Annotated in this window: 14 protein-coding genes; 10 read left to right on the top strand and 4 right to left on the bottom strand. The window is 45.6% G+C overall.

The annotated features are described in order from the left end of the window. Window positions 1–145: 145 nt before the first annotated feature. Entirely contained in the window at window positions 146–1126 is a 981-nt protein-coding gene (pfkA, locus tag BQ7489_RS01975) for a 6-phosphofructokinase (protein WP_072529829.1), read from the top strand. A 121-nt stretch (window positions 1127–1247) separates the two neighbouring features. Here the strand turns inward: pfkA and BQ7489_RS01980 are convergent, their stop codons facing one another. Continuing rightward, a complete protein-coding gene (locus BQ7489_RS01980) occupies window positions 1248–1898 on the bottom strand; it encodes an HAD family hydrolase (RefSeq protein WP_072529830.1) in 651 nt (216 codons plus the stop codon). 219 nt (window positions 1899–2117) lie between these two features. Here BQ7489_RS01980 and BQ7489_RS01985 point away from each other — a divergent pair, with 219 nt between their 5' ends. The 5 genes from BQ7489_RS01985 to BQ7489_RS02005 all read left to right on the top strand — a co-directional run bounded on the left by BQ7489_RS01985 (window position 2118) and on the right by BQ7489_RS02005 (window position 6972). Next, complete coding sequence (locus BQ7489_RS01985; protein WP_072529831.1) at window positions 2118–2927, top strand: hypothetical protein; 810 nt, start codon at window positions 2118–2120, stop codon at window positions 2925–2927. Between the two features lie 52 nt (window positions 2928–2979). After that, window positions 2980–3486 carry a nitroreductase family protein gene (locus tag BQ7489_RS01990; protein ID WP_072529832.1) on the top strand — a complete coding sequence of 169 codons (507 nt, stop codon included), beginning with the start codon at window positions 2980–2982 and terminating at the stop codon, window positions 3484–3486. Window positions 3487–3602: 116 nt separating this feature from the next. Beyond that, on the top strand, window positions 3603–3860 hold the full coding sequence (locus BQ7489_RS01995; protein ID WP_072529833.1) for an OadG family protein: 258 nt from the start codon (window positions 3603–3605) through the stop codon (window positions 3858–3860). A 32-nt stretch (window positions 3861–3892) separates the two neighbouring features. Next, a complete protein-coding gene (locus BQ7489_RS02000) occupies window positions 3893–5737 on the top strand; it encodes a biotin/lipoyl-containing protein (RefSeq protein WP_072529834.1) in 1845 nt (614 codons plus the stop codon). Next, window positions 5737–6972 carry a sodium ion-translocating decarboxylase subunit beta gene (locus tag BQ7489_RS02005; RefSeq protein ID WP_072529835.1) on the top strand — a complete coding sequence of 412 codons (1236 nt, stop codon included), beginning with the start codon at window positions 5737–5739 and terminating at the stop codon, window positions 6970–6972. The genes BQ7489_RS02000 and BQ7489_RS02005 overlap by 1 nt, the downstream gene beginning before the upstream one ends. Before the next feature lie 213 nt (window positions 6973–7185). On the opposite strand, the gene BQ7489_RS02010 is transcribed toward BQ7489_RS02005, so the two are convergent. Both BQ7489_RS02010 and BQ7489_RS02015 read right to left on the bottom strand, forming a co-directional pair. Next, window positions 7186–8442 carry a phosphoglycerate kinase gene (locus BQ7489_RS02010; protein WP_072529836.1) on the bottom strand — a complete coding sequence of 419 codons (1257 nt, stop codon included), beginning with the start codon at window positions 8440–8442 and terminating at the stop codon, window positions 7186–7188. A gap of 200 nt (window positions 8443–8642) precedes the next feature. Continuing rightward, complete coding sequence (locus BQ7489_RS02015; RefSeq protein ID WP_083580432.1) at window positions 8643–10166, bottom strand: family 43 glycosylhydrolase; 1524 nt, start codon at window positions 10164–10166, stop codon at window positions 8643–8645. A gap of 175 nt (window positions 10167–10341) precedes the next feature. Between BQ7489_RS02015 and BQ7489_RS02020 the strand changes: the two genes are divergently transcribed. Further along, window positions 10342–11664, top strand: a complete 1323-nt coding sequence (locus BQ7489_RS02020; protein ID WP_072529837.1) for an MATE family efflux transporter — start codon at window positions 10342–10344, stop codon at window positions 11662–11664. A gap of 69 nt (window positions 11665–11733) precedes the next feature. Further along, window positions 11734–13065: a signal recognition particle protein gene (gene ffh / locus BQ7489_RS02025; RefSeq protein WP_072529838.1), complete on the top strand. Its 1332-nt coding sequence runs from the start codon at window positions 11734–11736 to the stop codon at window positions 13063–13065. 104 nt (window positions 13066–13169) lie between these two features. On the opposite strand, the gene BQ7489_RS02030 is transcribed toward ffh, so the two are convergent. Then, a complete protein-coding gene (locus BQ7489_RS02030; RefSeq protein WP_072529839.1) occupies window positions 13170–14360 on the bottom strand; it encodes an exo-beta-N-acetylmuramidase NamZ family protein in 1191 nt (396 codons plus the stop codon). Between the two features lie 50 nt (window positions 14361–14410). On the opposite strand from BQ7489_RS02030, the gene BQ7489_RS02035 reads away from it, so the two are divergent. Then, complete coding sequence (locus BQ7489_RS02035) at window positions 14411–14947, top strand: HDIG domain-containing metalloprotein (protein ID WP_072529840.1); 537 nt, start codon at window positions 14411–14413, stop codon at window positions 14945–14947. Window positions 14948–15035: 88 nt separating this feature from the next. Continuing rightward, window positions 15036–17810, top strand: coding sequence for a putative LPS assembly protein LptD (locus tag BQ7489_RS02040; RefSeq protein ID WP_072529841.1), 2775 nt, complete (start codon window positions 15036–15038; stop codon window positions 17808–17810). Window positions 17811–17819: the final 9 nt, after the last annotated feature.

The raw sequence follows: 17819 nt of genomic DNA on the forward strand, positions 1-17819 counted from the left end.
GTTGGGTATATACCTTGGAATGCGAATGATAATTTTCCTTTTTTTAGAGATATTTATACTATAAAATGAATACCGTTATTTAATTAAATTCTATTTTTGGCGTGTCCTTAGAAGAAGGACAAGAACAGATTTAACTAACAGTGGTATGAAAGAGATTAAGTGTATTGGTATCTTGACATCAGGGGGTGATGCTTCTGGTATGAATGCGGCTATCCGTGCTGTGACTCGAAGTGCCATTTTCAATGGCATGACAGTGAAAGGTATTTATAGAGGGTATGAGGGACTGATCCGTAATGAGATCAGGGAACTTACTACACAGGATGTCAGCAGTATTATTCAGCGTGGAGGAACTATTTTGAAGACTGCCCGTTCCAAGGATTTCATGACTGCCGAAGGCCGGAAGGTTGCGTACGACAATATGGTGGCTGCCGGCATTGATGCATTGGTTATTATTGGCGGTAATGGTTCTCTTACCGGTGCTCTGATTTTTGCAAAAGAATATAATGTTCCGTGTATAGGTCTTCCCGGTACTATTGATAATGACTTGTATGGTACTGATGTTACTATCGGTTATGATACGGCATTGAATACGATTGTGGAATGTGTCGATAAAATCCGTGATACCGCTACTTCACACGACCGCATTTTCTTCGTTGAGGTGATGGGACGTGATGCCGGATTCCTGGCTCAGAACAGTGCTATCGCTTCGGGTGCTGAAGCTGCCATTATTCCGGAAGACCAGACCGATGTCGATCAGTTGGAACAGTTTATCGGTCGTGGTTTCCGTAAGAGCAAGAACAGTAGTATCGTCATTGTTTCTGAAGCTCCCAAGAACGGCGGTGCCATGTATTATGCGGAACGTGTAAAGAATGAGTATCCGCAGTATGATGTGCGTGTCACTATTCTGGGGCATTTGCAGCGCGGAGGTTCACCGAGTGCCAGCGACCGTATTTTGGCCAGCCGTTTGGGCGTAGGGGCTATTGAAGCCTTGAAGGAAGACCAGCGGAATGTGATGATAGGCTTGCGTAATGACAAAGTGGTTTATGTACCGTTTTCAGAGGCGATCAAGAAAGACAAACCTTTGGACAAGTCTTTGATTCAGGTTCTTGATGAGTTGTCTATCTGATCAATGACGGGCAAAGAGGAAAGATTTTCCAAATAAAAAGTATCTATATAGTAGTTGAAGTCATTCAGTACGCATGTAGCTATTATGTTACATGTTGTTCTGAATGACTTTTATTATGTGGCTATTTAATATATTCCAGCAGTTCTTCTGGCCGGTCGGCAATGTGTTGCGGGTGGTAGCTTTCCAGTTCTGTGCGGGGGCGGAATCCCCAGCTTACACCAATTGTCGTGACTCCGGCATTGATTCCGGTCTGCATGTCTACACAGGAATCGCCTATATAGGCCACCTCTTCTTTTCCGGCTCCCGCATGTTGCATGATTTCAAATATGACGGAAGGATCCGGTTTGGCCGGTATACCTTCTCTCTGACCGAATATTTCTATGAAATTTATTTCCGGGAAAAACTGCCTGATAAGCTTGTGGGTCGCTTCCTGATATTTGTTGGAGGCTACGGCCAGTTTTATTCCTCTTTTCTGCAACGTTTCCAAGACTCCGGTTATGCCTGGATAAGGACGGCTTAAGTCGGCGTTATGGATGTTGTAATAAGGTATGAACTGGGAACGTATGTTCAGTATGTTTTTTTCGGTACGTTCCGGTTCGGGCAGGGCGCGTTCAAAAAGTTTGTTGATTCCGTTCCCGACAAAGTATTTATATTCTTCCGTTTCGTGTGTCGGATAATTGAAATGGGAAAGTGCATGGTTTGTCGCTGCTGCCAGATCGGCTATGGTGTTCAGCAGGGTACCGTCTAAATCGAAAATGGCTAGTTTTTTCATATGTGTCGTTTTTTGGTTATTGCAAAGTTACAATAAATTTGTATTCATCGGAACAAGCTTTTTATTATCTTGTCGATACGATTTTCCTATCTTTTATGTACATATGTCTGGTCTTTTTGTGATGGAATTAGTTAATTTTGTATCATATGTTTAGTATTTCCCCGGCTTGAAGCGTAGGATGCCCGGAATCACTGAATTAAAATGAAAATAATATAGATTATGAAAAAATTATGCCTTCTGTTGTTGGGAGCGATGGGATTACTTTCTGCGAGTTCCCAGACTTATAAGATTTATCAGTTCAAAGAGAGTGATATTCCGGAAATCGACGGGAACACTGCCGATTGGAACCGTGTTCCGGACAGCTATGTGCTTACGGAACAGCTCATGAAGGAAGATGAAGGGAAATATGACAGGCCTGATACATCGACCTTGAAGTTTAGTGTCAGGGTAGGATGGAGTCCGAAGACGCAGCGTCTGTATTTTTTGTATGAAGCGGAAGATAATTATTGGCGTTTTACCGAAAATTCATTGAATACCGATATCTTTGAAGTCGTTGTCGACGGGGATTGTTCCGGAGGTCCTTTCATTGACCGTTTTCATCCTACGGCGCCCAAAGACGTATGGCAGGCCTGGTTCAATTTCCATGGCTGCCATGCACAGAATTATCATATTTTTACTCCCGGACATAAGGAAGACTGGTGTATGTTGTGGGGACCTCAGGTGTGGTTGAAGCAGAAGCCTTACGCCGATTATGCCTATAATTACAATTTCGGAGAAGGTGAGAACGGAAAGCTCGTCCTTGAATTCTATATTACCCCTTTTGATTATGCGGCGGCTAACGGTCCTCAGTTCTCCACTCCGTCCGTATTGGTCGAGGGCAATGATGTAGGGCTTTGTTGGGCTGTTATAGACTGGGATGCGGATCCCGAATCGAAAGATGGTTTCTGGAACTTGTCGGATGAGCATACCATGTATGGAAATGCCTCTTATCTCCGTAAGTTCAGACTGATGCCTCTTGAGGAGGAATAGGATGGACATGGTTGGATAATGGTAATGGATGTGTAACATTAAATAAGAATATATGAATTTCCTTGATTTAGTTAAACGGCGCCATTCGGTACGTAGTTACGAATCACGCCCCATTGAGCAAAGTAAGTTGGATTATATTATGGAGTGTGTGCGTATGGCTCCTTCTGCCGTCAATTTCCAACCGTGGAAATTTGCAATTGTTACCGAGAAACATAAGCTGGATGCGCTGAAAGCAGTCTATCCGCGTGAATGGATCCGAAATGTCCCCTGTATCATTGTGGCATGTGCCGACCATGAGGTGTCATGGCACCGTAATTCTGATGGGAAGGATCATGCTGATATCGATGTCGCGATTGCAGTGGAACATCTCTGTCTGGCTGCTACCGAGCAGGGCCTAGGAACGTGTTGGGTATGTAATTTTGATACTTTGTTATGTAAACAGGTTTTAACTCTTTCTGAAAATTTGGAACCTGTTGTATTGATTCCTATAGGTTATGCAACATCAGAAGAGATACCTGAAAAGAAACGAAAATCAATGGAAGATATAATATTAGTGTAAATTTTACATCTTTTAATAGGGTTATTTTACGATTTGTAATTTGGATTCAGTAATTTTGAAACGCTCTTTGGAAAATGCTTTTTTAAAGGGCGTTTTATAATTTTATATAAAAGTTTATGGGAAATATAGAAATTGGATTAATGTTGATGGTGGTCGGAATGGTCACTGTCTTCTTGATTCTTCTTATTGTAATCTGGTTGAGCCAAGGCTTGATTTCATTGGTAAATAAGGTGGCTCCGGAAGAAGAACCGAAAAAGAAAAAAGCGGTTGCGGTCGCTGCTTCTTCGGACGCTGCAGCAATGGAGGCGATAAAGAAAGCCGTATCCATGCTGACTGCAGATAAGGGCCAGGTTGTGAAGATCGAGAAATTATGATAATCCTTAAAAGAAAAACACATTAGTACACAATGGAAAGAGAAGTGAAGTTTAGTCTGGTCTTCCGTGATATGTGGCAGAGTGCTGGTAAATATGTGCCACGTGTAGACCAGTTGGTTAAGGTTGCTCCAGCTATCATTGAAATGGGATGTTTTGCCCGTGTCGAAACCAATGGAGGGGGGTTTGAACAAGTTAATTTGCTTTTTGGTGAAAATCCGAATAATGCGGTCCGTCAGTGGACCAAACCGTTTCATGAAGCAGGTATCCAGACTCATATGCTGGATAGAGCCTTGAATGGTTTGCGTATGAGTCCGGTACCGGCTGATGTCCGTAAATTATTCTATAAGGTCAAGAAAGTACAAGGTACAGATATTACCCGTACGTTTTGCGGACTGAATGATGTCCGTAACATCATCCCTTCTATCGGGTATGCCCATGATGCAGGAATGATTTCCCAGTGTTGTCTTTGCATTACATATTCGCCCATCCATACGGTTGAATATTATCTGGATATGGCTAAAAAACTGATTGAGGCCGGCTGTGATGAAATCTGTATCAAAGATATGGCCGGTATAGGCCGTCCTGTATTCCTGGGTAAGATTGTTGCGGGAATCAAGAAGATCAAGAATATTCCTGTGCAGTATCATTCGCATGCAGCTCCAGGATTCAACATGGCATCTATTCTGGAAGTTTGTAAAGCAGGTTGTGATTATGTAGATGTCGGAATGGATCCGTTGTCTTGGGGTACAGGCCATGCCGATGTGATTGCTGTCCAGGCAATGTTGAAGGATGCCGGATTCAAGGTTCCTGAAATAAATATGACTGCCTATATGAAGGTCCGTTCTCTGATCCAGGAGTTCATGGATGATTTTCTGGGATTGTATATCAGTCCGCGTAACCGTATGATGAACTCCTTGTTGGTAGGTCCGGGATTGCCGGGAGGTATGATGGGTAGTCTGATGGCCGATCTGGAGACAAATCTGGATTCGATCAATAAATATAAAGCTAAACATAATTTGCCGTTGATGACTCAGGATGAGCTGCTGATCAAGCTGTTCGATGAGGTTTCCTATGTATGGCCCCGTGTAGGTTATCCGTGTCTGGTAACTCCGTTCAGTCAGTATGTGAAGAATCTGGCTATGATGAATGTGATCCAGATGGAAAAGGGTAAAGAGCGTTGGAGTATGATTGCCGACGATATATGGGATATGATTCTCGGTAAGGCCGGTAAACTGCCGGGTGAGCTGGCTCCTGAAATCATAGAAAAGGCAAAGGCTGAAGGACGTACATTCTTTAATGATAATCCGCAGGACAATTATCCTGACCAGCTTGACAAGTACCGTCAGATGATGAAGGAAAAAGGTTGGGAATTCGGACAGGATGATGAAGAACTCTTTGAATATGCAATGCATCCGGCACAATATGAGGCTTATAGAAGCGGTAAGGCAAAGGCAGACTTTCTGGCTGATGTGGAGAAACGGCGTGCAGAAAAGAATGCTGGAGGGGCTAATCCGAAAGAACCTCAGGTCTTGACGGTGGATGTAAACGGTCAGCCATACCGTGTAACAGTTGCCTTTGGTGAGGTTGATCCGTCTAAATTGGCTGGGAACCAGACTGCGGCTCCTGCTGCAGCTTCTGCAGGTGAAGGTAAAGAGGTTCTTTCTCCGCTGGAAGGTAAGTTCTTCCTTACCAAAGGAGCTCAGGATACTCCGGTGAAGGTTGGCGATAAGGTCAACAAAGGGGATGTAATCTGCTACGTGGAAGCGATGAAGACGTATAATGCTATCCGTGCAGAATTCAGCGGTACTGTGACTGCTATTTGTGTGAATTCCGGCGATGCCGTATCTGAAGATGACGTATTAATGAAAATTGCATAATGGAAGAAATACTAGAAAAATTATATGGGATGACCGCCTTCAGCAATATTGTTGAAGATCCGCGGTTCCTCATCATGTATGCCATTGCATTCATTCTGCTTTATCTGGGTATCAAGAAGCAGTATGAACCGTTGTTGCTGGTGCCGATTGCCTTCGGGGTGTTGCTCGCCAATTTCCCCGGCGGTGAGATGGGGGTGATCCAGGCCGACGAGAATGGTTTGGTCATGGTGAATGGAGTGGCAAAGAATATATGGGAAATGCCGTTGCATGAAATTGCACATGATCTGGGGTTGATGAACTTCATTTATTATATGTTGATCAAGACCGGATTCCTCCCGCCGATTATCTTTATGGGTGTTGGTGCGTTGACCGATTTCGGTCCGATGTTGCGTAACCTCCGTCTTTCTATTTTCGGGGCGGCGGCACAGTTGGGTATTTTTGCTGTCCTGCTGGTTGCCATCCTGATGGGATTCACTCCGAAGGAAGCGGCTTCATTGGGTATCATCGGTGGTGCCGACGGTCCGACAGCCATCTTTACTACCATTAAGCTGGCTCCTCACTTATTGGGCCCTATTGCCATCGCCGCTTATTCATATATGGCTTTGGTTCCGGTAATCATTCCGTTGGTAGTGAAGATATGGTGTACCAAGAAGGAACTTTCCATCAATATGAAGGAGCAAGAAAAGAAATACCCCTCCAAGACGGAGATCAAGAATTTGCGTGTATTGAAGATTGTGTTCCCTATTGTAGTGACGACTATCGTAGCTCTGTTTGTTCCGAGTGCCGTACCTTTGATCGGTATGCTGATGTTCGGTAACCTTGTCAAGGAAATCGGTAGTAATACGTCGCGTTTGTTTGATGCCGCTTCAAACAGCATTATGAATGCCGCTACTATCTTTTTGGGCATTTCGGTCGGTGCGACAATGACAACTGATGCGTTCCTGAACTGGACTACTATTGGTATCGTTATCGGAGGTTTCCTGGCATTTGCCTTGTCCATTTCCGGCGGTATCCTGTTTGTCAAGGTTGTCAATCTTTTCACCAAGAAAAAGATCAATCCGTTGATCGGTGCTACTGGCTTGAGTGCTGTTCCTATGGCGAGCCGTGTCGCCAATGAAATTGCCCTGAAGTACGATCCGAAGAATCATGTGCTTCAGTATTGTATGGCAAGTAACATTTCGGGTGTAATCGGGTCGGCTGTTGCTGCCGGTGTCCTGATTTCATTCTTGAGTTGATCTGGATTATTTGTTTATTCTGATAAAGGCGGAGAGTCTCAGTTTTTGCTGTAAGGCTCTCCGCTTTTTGTCTGTTAGCTGTTAAGTATTAGGGGTTACATAGTCTGTTTTATCGATGAATCAATAGTGGCACCGTTATGTCACCTTGTTGCCCTAAAAAAGAAAGGCTGGATCATCAATCCAGCCTTTCTTTATATCAAGTTGTCTTATTTATTATTTATCACCGCGGATAGCTGCAATACCCGGAAGAACTTTACCTTCGATTGCTTCCAGCAGAGCACCACCACCTGTAGAGATGTAAGAAACCTGATCTGCCATGCCGAACTTGTTGATACAAGCTACAGAGTCACCACCACCGATCAGTGAGAAGGCGCCTTCTTTAGTTGCTTCTGCAATAGCTTCTGCGATAGCTCTGGAACCACCTGTAAAGTTATCGAACTCGAATACACCGGCAGGACCATTCCACAGGATTGTCTTGGCACCCTTGATGGCAGCCTTGAATTCTTCGCGTGTCTTAGGACCTGCATCCAGACCCATCCATCCGTCAGGAATGTTCTTGTCGTCGCAAACCTGAGTGTTGGCGTCGTTGGCGAACTTGTCGGCAGCGATACAGTCGCTTCCCAGAACCAGGTTCACACCTTTTTCCTTAGCCTTGGCAATGATATCCAAAGCCAGGTCCAACTTGTCGTCTTCAACCAATGAACTACCGATATGACCACCCTGAGCTTTTGCGAAAGTGAATGCCATACCACCGCAAAGAATCAGGTTATCTACTTTATCCATCAGGTTTTCAATGATACCGATCTTTGTAGAAACCTTAGAACCACCCATGATGGCAGTGAACGGACGTTTGATGTCTTTCAATACATTGTCAACAGCCTTCACTTCTTTTTCCATCAGGTAACCCAACATCTTGTGGTCTGCGTCGAAGTAGTCGGCAATAACAGCTGTAGAAGCGTGTTTACGGTGAGCAGTACCGAATGCATCCATAACGTAGCAGTCAGCATAAGAAGCCAGTGTCTTTGCGAATTCTTTCTGACGTGCTTTCATTTCTTTCTTTGCATCTTCGTATGCAGGATCTTCTTTGTCGATATCTACCGGTTTGCCTTCTTCTTCCGGATAGAAACGCAGGTTTTCAAGCAGCAGGACTTCACCTGGTTTCAAGGCAGCGGCAGCATCCTGAGCCTTGGCACAGTCCGGAGCGAACTTCACCGGAGTACCCAGTGCAGCGGCTACAGCGTCTACAATCTGGCTCAAAGAGTATTTAGCGTTTACTTTGCCTTTTGGTTTACCCATGTGTGACATGATGATCAATGCACCACCGTCTGCCAAGATCTTTTTCAGAGTAGGCAGTGCACCACGGATACGAGTGTCATCTGTAATTTTACCTTCTTCGTTCAATGGAACATTGAAGTCTACACGAACGATTGCCTTTTTACCGGCAAAGTTGAATTTGTCAATAGTCATCATAATCTCTAATATTTTTTGTTTAAAGTGTTTTAGTCTGATTTTTAGACAGCACCGCAAAGTTAAGAAAAAAAACTTTCGGGCATGTAACACTTCCTATTATTTTCGGCCGGTTTGTTATTTTGTATTAAATGGAATGATATATCGATACCTTATTTGCCATATGGACATTTCATTTTGGAATGGATATGCCGTTGGACCTTTTAGTCGTGACAATCGAGATTGCGCAGAACAAAGTGGCTTACTTCTACCGTTCCGTTTCCTCCTGCGTAGATGGCGGGACGTACAAACAGGAAGCCGTAGAGTATATTGTGGTGCGCTCCGCTGATTTCGAATGCCCAAGGATATTTGTGCCATTCTTTACCGTCGGCACTGTACCAGGCCGATACCACATGTTCGTCGTTTCTCAGTTTCAGCCACAATTTGCCTTCCCTGTTAGCTTCCGGATAGAGTGAGGCGCTGCGGCTCACTTGTCCTCTGCGGTAGCGGAGGATTTGTTTGTGGTCAAAACCAAATCCGAAGTGGTAGTTCTCGTTGTAATAGGCTACCAGTCCGGCCGAGGCGTCGGGGCTTTTCAGCTCGAAACATGCTTCTATTTCGTATCGGTGAGCGCTGGTACGTGCCAGTAGGGGAGATCCTTCCTGTGGATTGTTCCCTTTTCCGCTGATGATGATTTTGTCTTTTTCCGGGACGAACTGAAAGCGGTCACTGATGCGGTGTTCCTTATAGGTCTGCCAGACAAGGTCATCCATGTGGGTGTCTTTCAGCCTTTGGGGAGCTGGTAGAGATATTTTACCTTCTTTGAGGTGTAGCCACCCGTCGTCACCTAATGTCAGTTCTCTGATAAGGGTTTGCCGTCCCAGTGTCTGATACCCGTTTTCATAGGCATGGAAAAGCATGAAGAGCCGTCCGTCGGGAGTGTCTACGATAGAGCCGTGTCCTTTACTCCACCATTTCTCATGGCGCGATTCCGTGCGGAGCAGCGGATTGGACGGAGCGTTTTCCCAAGGTCCCAATATACTTTTACTGCGCGCCTGTACCACCATGTGGCTTGTCGGAGGACCGGCGGTACCTCCTTCTGCGGCAAACAGGTAATAGTATTCACCTACTTTCTTGATGTTGATACCTTCCAGTGATACGCCTTCTATATCCCATTCTTCCGGAATAGGCCATTCTTTGTAAATCTTGATGGGGTCACCGGTGATACGGGTTCCGTCGGCCGACAATGGATGTAGGTTGCCCGAACTTAAGAGCAGGTAGCGGTTGCCTTTTTCATCGGTTACATGTTCGGGATCGATTTCTCCTATTTTAAGGTCGACCGGCTTGCTCCACGGCCCTTTGGGGCTGTCGGCCCACATGACCATGTTTGTCTTTTTGCCTTCGGCATTGCGGGTAGGCAGGTAAATGTAGAACTTGTCTTTGTATACGCACAGGTCGGGGGCCCATATTTCACCGTTGTATTCGGTCAATGCTACAGAGCAGGGATGCCAGTCGGTCAGGTTGTCCGATTCGTATACGATCAGTCCCGGGGTATAGACGAATGAGGAATGGATCATGTAGTATTTGCTGCCGTACCGTATGATTGACGGGTCAGGGTTATCTCCTTCTAACAGGCGTATGGTGGTTTCGTCTTCGTTGAGGATATCAGTTGGGGTCGACTGGGCGTGCCCGGCTGTCCCGCTTAATGCAAGCAACAGCACTCCGATTGATGTGAATAGTTTGTTCATAGTTTTGGTTTATTAATTAATTAAGGAATATCCTACAAATATAACATTAAAATGCTATCGGACACTGAAAAATTCCGGAAAGCGGTTACCGTTCTTTATTAATTTAGGATAAAAGGCATAAAAGCCGTATATTTGTGCAGATCAACAACCGATAACCTAGTTTTGAGAGTAATTTATGTATACCAATAAAGAGATTTGGAGTGTCACCTATCCGATTTTCCTGGGCCTTCTTGCACAAAATGTAATCAATGTCACCGATACGGCTTTTCTGGGTCATGTGGGGGAAGTGGCATTAGGAGCTTCAGCCATGGGAGGGTTGCTCTATATTTGTTTCTATACGGTTGCTTTCGGTTTCAGTGTAGGTTCACAGATTCTGATAGCCCGCCGTAACGGGGAGGGGAACTTCCGTGCCATCGGACCGGTCATGTGGCAGGGGGCAGCGTTCAGTCTGGGAATGGCTGCAGTTCTGTTGCTGATCATGTCGTTCTGTGCCGGGCCGCTGATCCGCCTGCTTATTTCGTCCGATGCCATATACGGGGCAACATTGGAATTCTTTACCTGGAGGATGTGGGGATTTGTCTTCTCGTTTCTGAATGTGATGTTCCGTGCATTCTATATAGGAATTACCCGGACCAGGGTACTGACCTGGAGTGCAGTGGTTATGGCGGCTGTAAACGTTTTTCTGGACTATGCTTTGATATTCGGTCATTTCGGGTTACCGGAAATGGGGGTGAAAGGAGCTGCCCTTGCTTCTGTCATAGCCGAGGGTGCATGTCTGTTGTTCTATCTTATCTATACATATGGATGGATTGATCTGAAAAAGTACGGTTTGAAGCATATAGGCGGGTTCGACTGGAATATGGTGGCCCGTATTCTGCGTATTTCCTGTTTTACCATGTTGCAGTATTTTCTGGCAATGGCCATCTGGTTTGTTTTCTTCATGGCATTGGAACGTCTCGGGCAACGTCAGCTGGCTATTGCAAACATTGTGCGCAGTGTGTACGTGGTATTGCTTATTCCGGTACAGGCTTTGTCGACTACAGCCAATTCGCTGGTCAGCAACCTGATCGGATCGGGAGGCGTTTCTGGTGTGATGGTCCTGTTGAACAAGATAGCCCGCATGTCGTTCTTCATTATGATAGTGGCGTTGGGCTTGTGCGTCCTGTTTCCTGATGCCCTGCTTTCGGTCTATACCAATGAATCGGCTCTGCTGTATGAATCCCGTATGTCACTGTATGTAATTTGTGCGGCGATGTTGGTATCGGCCTTTGCCAACATTTATTTCAACGGGATTTCGGGAACAGGAAACACACAGGCCGCTTTGGCTCTCGAAATCTTTGTTCAGGTATTTTACGCCCTTTATATTATTGTGATAGGCATGGTTGTAAAGGCGCCTGTAGAGATTTGCTTTACAACAGAGATTGTTTATTATGTCCTGATGCTGTCATGTAGCCTTATTTATCTGAAAAAAGTGAAATGGCAGAACAAAAAGATTTGATGCTAGCGATTTTTTTGTAATTTTGCACTCCGTTGTAAAATAAGTAATTAAGAAAAACAAGATAAATTTATGTTCGATAATTTAAGTGAAAGACTTGAACGGTCTTTTAAGATCTTGAAGGGTGAAGGTAAAATCACCGAGATCAATGTGGCCGAAACACTGAAAGACGTGCGTCGTGCATTGCTGGACGCAGATGTCAACTATAAGGTAGCTAAGAATTTCACCGATACGGTGAAGGAGAAGGCGCTGGGGCAGAATGTGCTTACGGCTGTCAAGCCTAGCCAGTTGATGGTTAAGATTGTGCATGACGAGCTGACCCAGCTGATGGGAGGTGAAACGGCCGAGATTGAGTTGAAGAACCGTCCTGCCGTTATCTTGATGTCAGGTCTGCAGGGATCCGGTAAGACTACTTTCTCAGGTAAGCTTGCCCGCATGCTGAAGAGCAAGAAGAACCGTAAGCCGTTGCTGGTTGCCTGTGACGTATACCGTCCTGCGGCTATCGAACAGTTGAAGGTGCTGGGACAGCAGATTGAAGTTCCTGTATACAGTGAACCGGACAGTAAGGATCCGGTGAAGATTGCCTTGGATGCCATTCAGGAAGCCAAGGCCAAAGGGTACGATCTGGTTATCGTCGATACGGCAGGTCGTCTGGCAGTCGACGAACAGATGATGAACGAGATTGAGGCCATCAAGAAAGCTATCAATCCGGATGAAACCTTGTTTGTAGTCGATGCCATGACCGGTCAGGATGCTGTGAACACCGCCCGTGAGTTCAATGAACGGCTCGATTTCAACGGTGTTGTATTGACCAAGCTCGACGGTGATACCCGTGGTGGTGCGGCCTTGTCTATCCGTACCGTAGTGAACAAGCCTATCAAGTTTGTAGGTACAGGCGAAAAGTTGGATGCCATCGACCAGTTCCATCCGGCACGTATGGCCGACCGTATCTTGGGTATGGGTGATATCGTTTCACTGGTTGAACGTGCCCAGGAACAGTATGATGAGGAAGAGGCAAAACGTTTGCAGAAAAAGATCCAGAAGAACCAGTTCGACTTCAATGATTTCCTTACTCAGATCCATCAGATCAAGAAGATGGGTAACCTGAAGGAACTGGCTTCCATGATTCCGGGCGTAGGGAAGGCTATCAAGGATATCGATATCGATGACAATGCATTCAAGAGCATCGAGGCTATTATCTATTCTATGACCCCGGAAGAACGTACTCATCCTGAAATATTGAACGGAACTCGTCGTACACGTATTGCCAAGGGTAGCGGAACCAGTATTCAGGAGGTGAACCGTCTGCTGAAGCAGTTCGACCAGACACGTAAGATGATGAAGATGGTTACCGGAAGCAAGATGGCCGGAATGATGCAGAAGATGAAGAAAGCCGGAAAATAATAACGGTGGTCTGATATACGGATAGAATAGAATGGTGGCGGAACAGAATCTTTTCCAGGTTCGGTTCCGCCACCATTTTTTTTATTAAGACAGGTATGTTGGCGTCATTCGTTGTAGTCAGGATAGAGCAGATACCGGTTTCTTGTCTGCCGGTATTTTTCCAGTTCCTCTTGCCATCCTTTCCGTATCTCTTCTTCGCTCTTTCCGCGTATGATGGCATGGCGTACGTGTGCAGTGCCCATCAGCAGGTCGAACCATTGCGGGCGGGTGAAGAATTTCTTTTCGGCGTCTTGCATGGTCGATTTGTACAGGTCGTAGAATTGGATGATGTATTTCAGGGTGAATCCTTTATCGGCAGGATTGTGTCCTTGCAGGTTCAGTCCGTAGCAATATTTGCCTTTGTATAGCGGGTTCTTGTCGAATCCCGGCAGGGATTGGGGCATGAACCGGAAATTGAAAATGTGTATATCGGGGCTGCCGATTACCTGGAAGGGGGTGGTGGTACCTCTTCCTACGCTGATGGCTGTCCCTTCGAAGGGGCAGAGAGACGGATAGAGGGCTATCGACGTGTCATTGGGCAGATTCGGCGAAGGCTTGACGGGTAGTGAATAGGGCTGGCCGTGCTTCCAGCCTTCCACTGGAATGACGGTAAGCTGGCAATGATGGTGTTTACCGGTCCATTTCTCTCCGTTTATCATCCGTGCCATTTCTCCGATGGTGCATCCGTGTAGAACAGGGATGGGAAACATACCCACGAAACTCCGGTACCGGTGTTGCAGAACCGGACCGTCTATGGTGTCACATGGGTTCGGACGGTCCAGGACTATCAGCGGCTTGCCGTTTTCGGCACAGGCCTGGATTACATAGTATAGGGTGCTGATATACGTGTAGAAACGTGCTCCTACATCCTGCATGTCGAATACTACTATGTCTGTATTTTCCAACTGTTTGTCTTGTGGTTTCTTGGTCTGTCCGTAAAGGGAATAGATGGGTAGTCCTGTACGTACATCCTTTCCGTCTCTGACCGTTTCTCCGGCATCGGCCGTTCCCCTGAATCCATGTTCAGGGACGAAGATTCCCGTAAGTCTGACTCCCAGTGAAAAAAGTGAATCGGGTAGCGGTGTGTTGCCTATCAGGGAGGTGTGGTTGACTACCAGTGCCACCCGTTTGCCCGACAACAGCGGAAGATATTTGTCTGTCTGTTCGGCACCGCAACGTACTGAAGCCGCGTGTGTAGAACCGTAAATGAAAATACAACATGAGAATAAAATGACATATCTGATGTAACGGCCCATAATTTTTTGTAGTTTTGTACCCACAAATATAGCGAATTAAAAACCAAAGTATGAATCCTCTGGCATTAATAGATAAATATTATCCTGAAGAAAATGAATTGAAGCACATTTTGCTGGTGCATAGCCGTTCTGTAGCCGACAAGGCATTGGCTATGGCCGCGAAGCATCCGGAACTGGATTTCGACGTCCAGTTTGTCGAAGAGGCTGCCATGCTGCATGATATCGGCATATTCATGACCGATGCCGAAGGCATACAGTGCTTCGGCAAGTATCCTTATATCTGTCACGGTTATCTGGGAGCCGAACTTTTACGCAAGGAGGGGTATCCGCGCCATGCTCTGGTCTGTGAAAGACACACCGGTGCGGGAATTACATTACGGAACATTGAGGAACAGCAGCTTCCTATACCTCATAGGGAGATGGTTCCTGTAAGTCTGGAAGAACAGCTCATCTGTTTTTCCGACAAGTTCTTTTCAAAGACTAAACTGGATAAGGAAAAGAGTATAGAAAAGGCCCGCAAAAGTGTTGCCAGGTTTGGAGAGGACGGAGGTCTCCGCTTCGATCACTGGTGTGAACTTTTTTTATAGTTTTAAAAATACATTAAAATGGGTTGCCATCCGTGTTTATTTGCTTGAGATTATGTACTTTTGCACTCATTGCGTAAAAGATGAATGAATGACATCGTTTAAAAGAACAACATATTTATTCCTATTTCTCATTTTGTCGGGATTTTTCTGTTCCTTTTATGCTGAAGCACAGCGGGTGAAAGGAAAGAGGGAAAGACGGGATTCTACGGTGGTCGCTGTGGATTCACTGGCAATAGGATTGTCCGTTGGCGACTCGGTGAGGGTAGATTCTTTGGGAAATCCGATTGATACCGTTGCTGCCGATACAGCCAAGAAGGAGCCTTTGGACGCTCCGGTGGTATACGAGGCTTCCGATTCAATCGTATTCCTGAAAGGCGGTTTCGCTCATTTGTATGGAAACGGCAAGGTCAATTACCAGAATATCGAACTGACTTCCCAGCTTATTTCCATGAATATGGACAGCAGTACGGTCTATGCCCGTGGCGTTCCCGACTCTACAGGAGTCGATCAGGGTACTCCTGTCTTTAAAGATGGGGATACGCCATATGAATCCAAGATCATGCGCTATAACTTCAAGACGAAGAAGGGATTCATCAATACCATTACTACCCAGCAGGGTGAAGGTTACGTGACCAGTTCGGAGGCCAAGAAAGGTCCCGACAATGAAATCTATATGCGGCATGGTAGATACACCACGTGCGACAACCATGAACATCCGCACTTCTATCTGAAGCTTTCAATGGCAAAGGTACGTCCGAAGAAAGATGTGGTTTTCGGTCCTGCCCAGCTGGTGGTGGAGGATGTCCCTCTGCCAATTGCTGTTCCGTTTGGTTTTTTCCCCTTTAACAGCAGTTATTCTTCGGGTTTTATCATGCCTACCTACGGTGATGAAATGAACCGGGGGTTCTATCTGCGCGACGGAGGTTATTATTTTGCTATCAGTGACCAGATGGACCTGAAGCTGTTGGGTGAAATCTATACCAAAGGTTCGTGGGGATTGTCGGCTGCGTCTACCTATAACAAGCGGTATAAGTTCAGCGGCAGTTTCAATGCCAGCTACCTGGTTACCAAGACGGGTGAGAAGAACATGCCCGACTATACGGTGTCTAAAGATTTCCGTATCCAGTGGAGTCATCGTCAGGATGCCAAGGCCAACCCGAACAGTACGTTTTCTGCCAGCGTGAACTTTGCTACCAGCAGTTACGACCGTTCCAGTTTGAGTACCTTGTACGATCCTTCGTCATACAGCAACAATACGAAGGCTTCAAGTATCAGCTATTCCCGTAATTTCCCGAGTATCGGTCTGAATATTTCCAGTACGTTCAATATTACCCAAAATACTCAGGATTCGTCATTGAACATGACTTTGCCCGACTTGAACATTGCTTTGAACCGTTTCTATCCTTTCAAGCGCAAGAAGGCTGTCGGTGATGAACGTTGGTATGAGAAGATTTCTGTGCAGTATACCGGATCATTGACAAACAGTGTCAATACTACGGATAACTTGCTGTTCAAGACTCCGTTTTCTAAATGGCAGACGGGTATGAAGCATTATATTCCGGTGGAGGCAAACTTTACCCTGTTCAAATATATCAATATTACTCCTTCATTCAACTATACTGAACGGTGGTATACCCGGAAGGTGATGCAGCATTATGACGAACGTTTGGGTGAGGCGGTAAAGGATACGGTCAACGGATTCAACCGTGTGTACGACTATAACATGGCACTGTCTATGAATACCAAACTGTATGGTATGTACAAACCGTTATTCTGGAAGAAGAAGGATATTACCATCCGTCACGTGGTCACTCCTTCTGTGAGCTATACTTATACTCCAGACTTTGGAAAGGCGCGTTTCGGATATTATGATACTTATACCTATACAGACGAAAACGGTGAAGTCCGTATGGTAGAATATTCTCCTTACGAAGGTTCTCCTTACAGTTATCCGGGTAAGGGTGTTTCCCAGAATGTCAGTTTTAATCTGAAGAATAACCTGGAAATGAAGATGGCTTCCGACAAGGATTCCACCGGTTACAAGAAGATCAGTCTTATCGATGATTTGGGAGCGCAGCTTTCGTATGATATCGCCCAGAAAAAATGGAGTGATTTGAGTTTGAACCTCCGTATGAAACTGACCAAAAGCTATACCTTTAATATGAATGCACGTTTTGCCACTTATGCCTATAAGTTTGATGAAAACGGTAATGTGGTGACCAGTGACCGTACAGAATGGTCGTACGGGCGTTTCGGACGTTTTGAAGGATATAGCGGTTCTTTCTCGTATACCTTGAATAATGATACTTTCAAGAAACTGTTCGGTAAGAAGGATGATTCTTCCGGAAAAGACAAGGATAAGGATGGTAAGGAGGGCAGTGAAGACGGGGATGAAAATGAAGAGGAAACGAACGGCAATAACAACAACAGCAACAGTTCCACTACCCGGAAAACGGAGTCGGCGTCAATTGATCCGGACGGTTATCTGGCTTTCAAACTGCCTTGGAGCGTGAGCTTGAGTTACAGTTACAGCATCCGTGAAGACCGTTCGAAAGAGATCAATATCAAGACTATGCGTTATCCGTATTCGTTGACCCATTCTTTGAATATTTCGGGGAACATGAAGATTGGAAGCCGGTGGAATATAAACTATTCGAGCGGTTATGACTTTACTTCGAAGGAACTGTCAATGACTACGGTCAACATTTCACGCGACCTGCATTGCTTCAACATGTCGTGCGGACTGGTGTTCGGACCGTTCACTTCCTACAACTTCTCTATCCGTGCCAATTCGTCTATGTTGACCGATGCGTTGAAATGGGACCAGCGGAGCAATACGGGTAGTGCGGTTACCTGGTACTGATTCCGGTTT

It is taken from the genome of Bacteroides ilei (genome assembly GCF_900128495.1).
Lineage (GTDB): Bacteria > Bacteroidota > Bacteroidia > Bacteroidales > Bacteroidaceae > Phocaeicola > Phocaeicola ilei.

Bases quoted from the DNA above. Each gene is read 5' to 3' on its own strand.
- BQ7489_RS02015 (WP_083580432.1), bottom strand. From the start codon at position 10,166: ATGAACAAACTATTCACATCAATCGGAGTGCTGTTGCTTGCATTAAGC.
- BQ7489_RS01995 (WP_072529833.1), top strand. From the start codon at position 3,603: ATGGGAAATATAGAAATTGGATTAATGTTGATGGTGGTCGGAATGGTC.
- BQ7489_RS01990 (WP_072529832.1), top strand. From the start codon at position 2,980: ATGAATTTCCTTGATTTAGTTAAACGGCGCCATTCGGTACGTAGTTAC.
- BQ7489_RS02020 (WP_072529837.1), top strand. From the start codon at position 10,342: ATGTATACCAATAAAGAGATTTGGAGTGTCACCTATCCGATTTTCCTG.
- BQ7489_RS02040 (WP_072529841.1), top strand. From the start codon at position 15,036: ATGACATCGTTTAAAAGAACAACATATTTATTCCTATTTCTCATTTTG.
- BQ7489_RS02030 (WP_072529839.1), bottom strand. From the start codon at position 14,360: ATGGGCCGTTACATCAGATATGTCATTTTATTCTCATGTTGTATTTTC.
- BQ7489_RS02005 (WP_072529835.1), top strand. From the start codon at position 5,737: ATGGAAGAAATACTAGAAAAATTATATGGGATGACCGCCTTCAGCAAT.
- ffh (WP_072529838.1), top strand. From the start codon at position 11,734: ATGTTCGATAATTTAAGTGAAAGACTTGAACGGTCTTTTAAGATCTTG.
- BQ7489_RS01985 (WP_072529831.1), top strand. From the start codon at position 2,118: ATGAAAAAATTATGCCTTCTGTTGTTGGGAGCGATGGGATTACTTTCT.
- BQ7489_RS02010 (WP_072529836.1), bottom strand. From the start codon at position 8,442: ATGATGACTATTGACAAATTCAACTTTGCCGGTAAAAAGGCAATCGTT.
- BQ7489_RS02000 (WP_072529834.1), top strand. From the start codon at position 3,893: ATGGAAAGAGAAGTGAAGTTTAGTCTGGTCTTCCGTGATATGTGGCAG.
- BQ7489_RS02035 (WP_072529840.1), top strand. From the start codon at position 14,411: ATGAATCCTCTGGCATTAATAGATAAATATTATCCTGAAGAAAATGAA.
- BQ7489_RS01980 (WP_072529830.1), bottom strand. From the start codon at position 1,898: ATGAAAAAACTAGCCATTTTCGATTTAGACGGTACCCTGCTGAACACC.
- pfkA (WP_072529829.1), top strand. From the start codon at position 146: ATGAAAGAGATTAAGTGTATTGGTATCTTGACATCAGGGGGTGATGCT.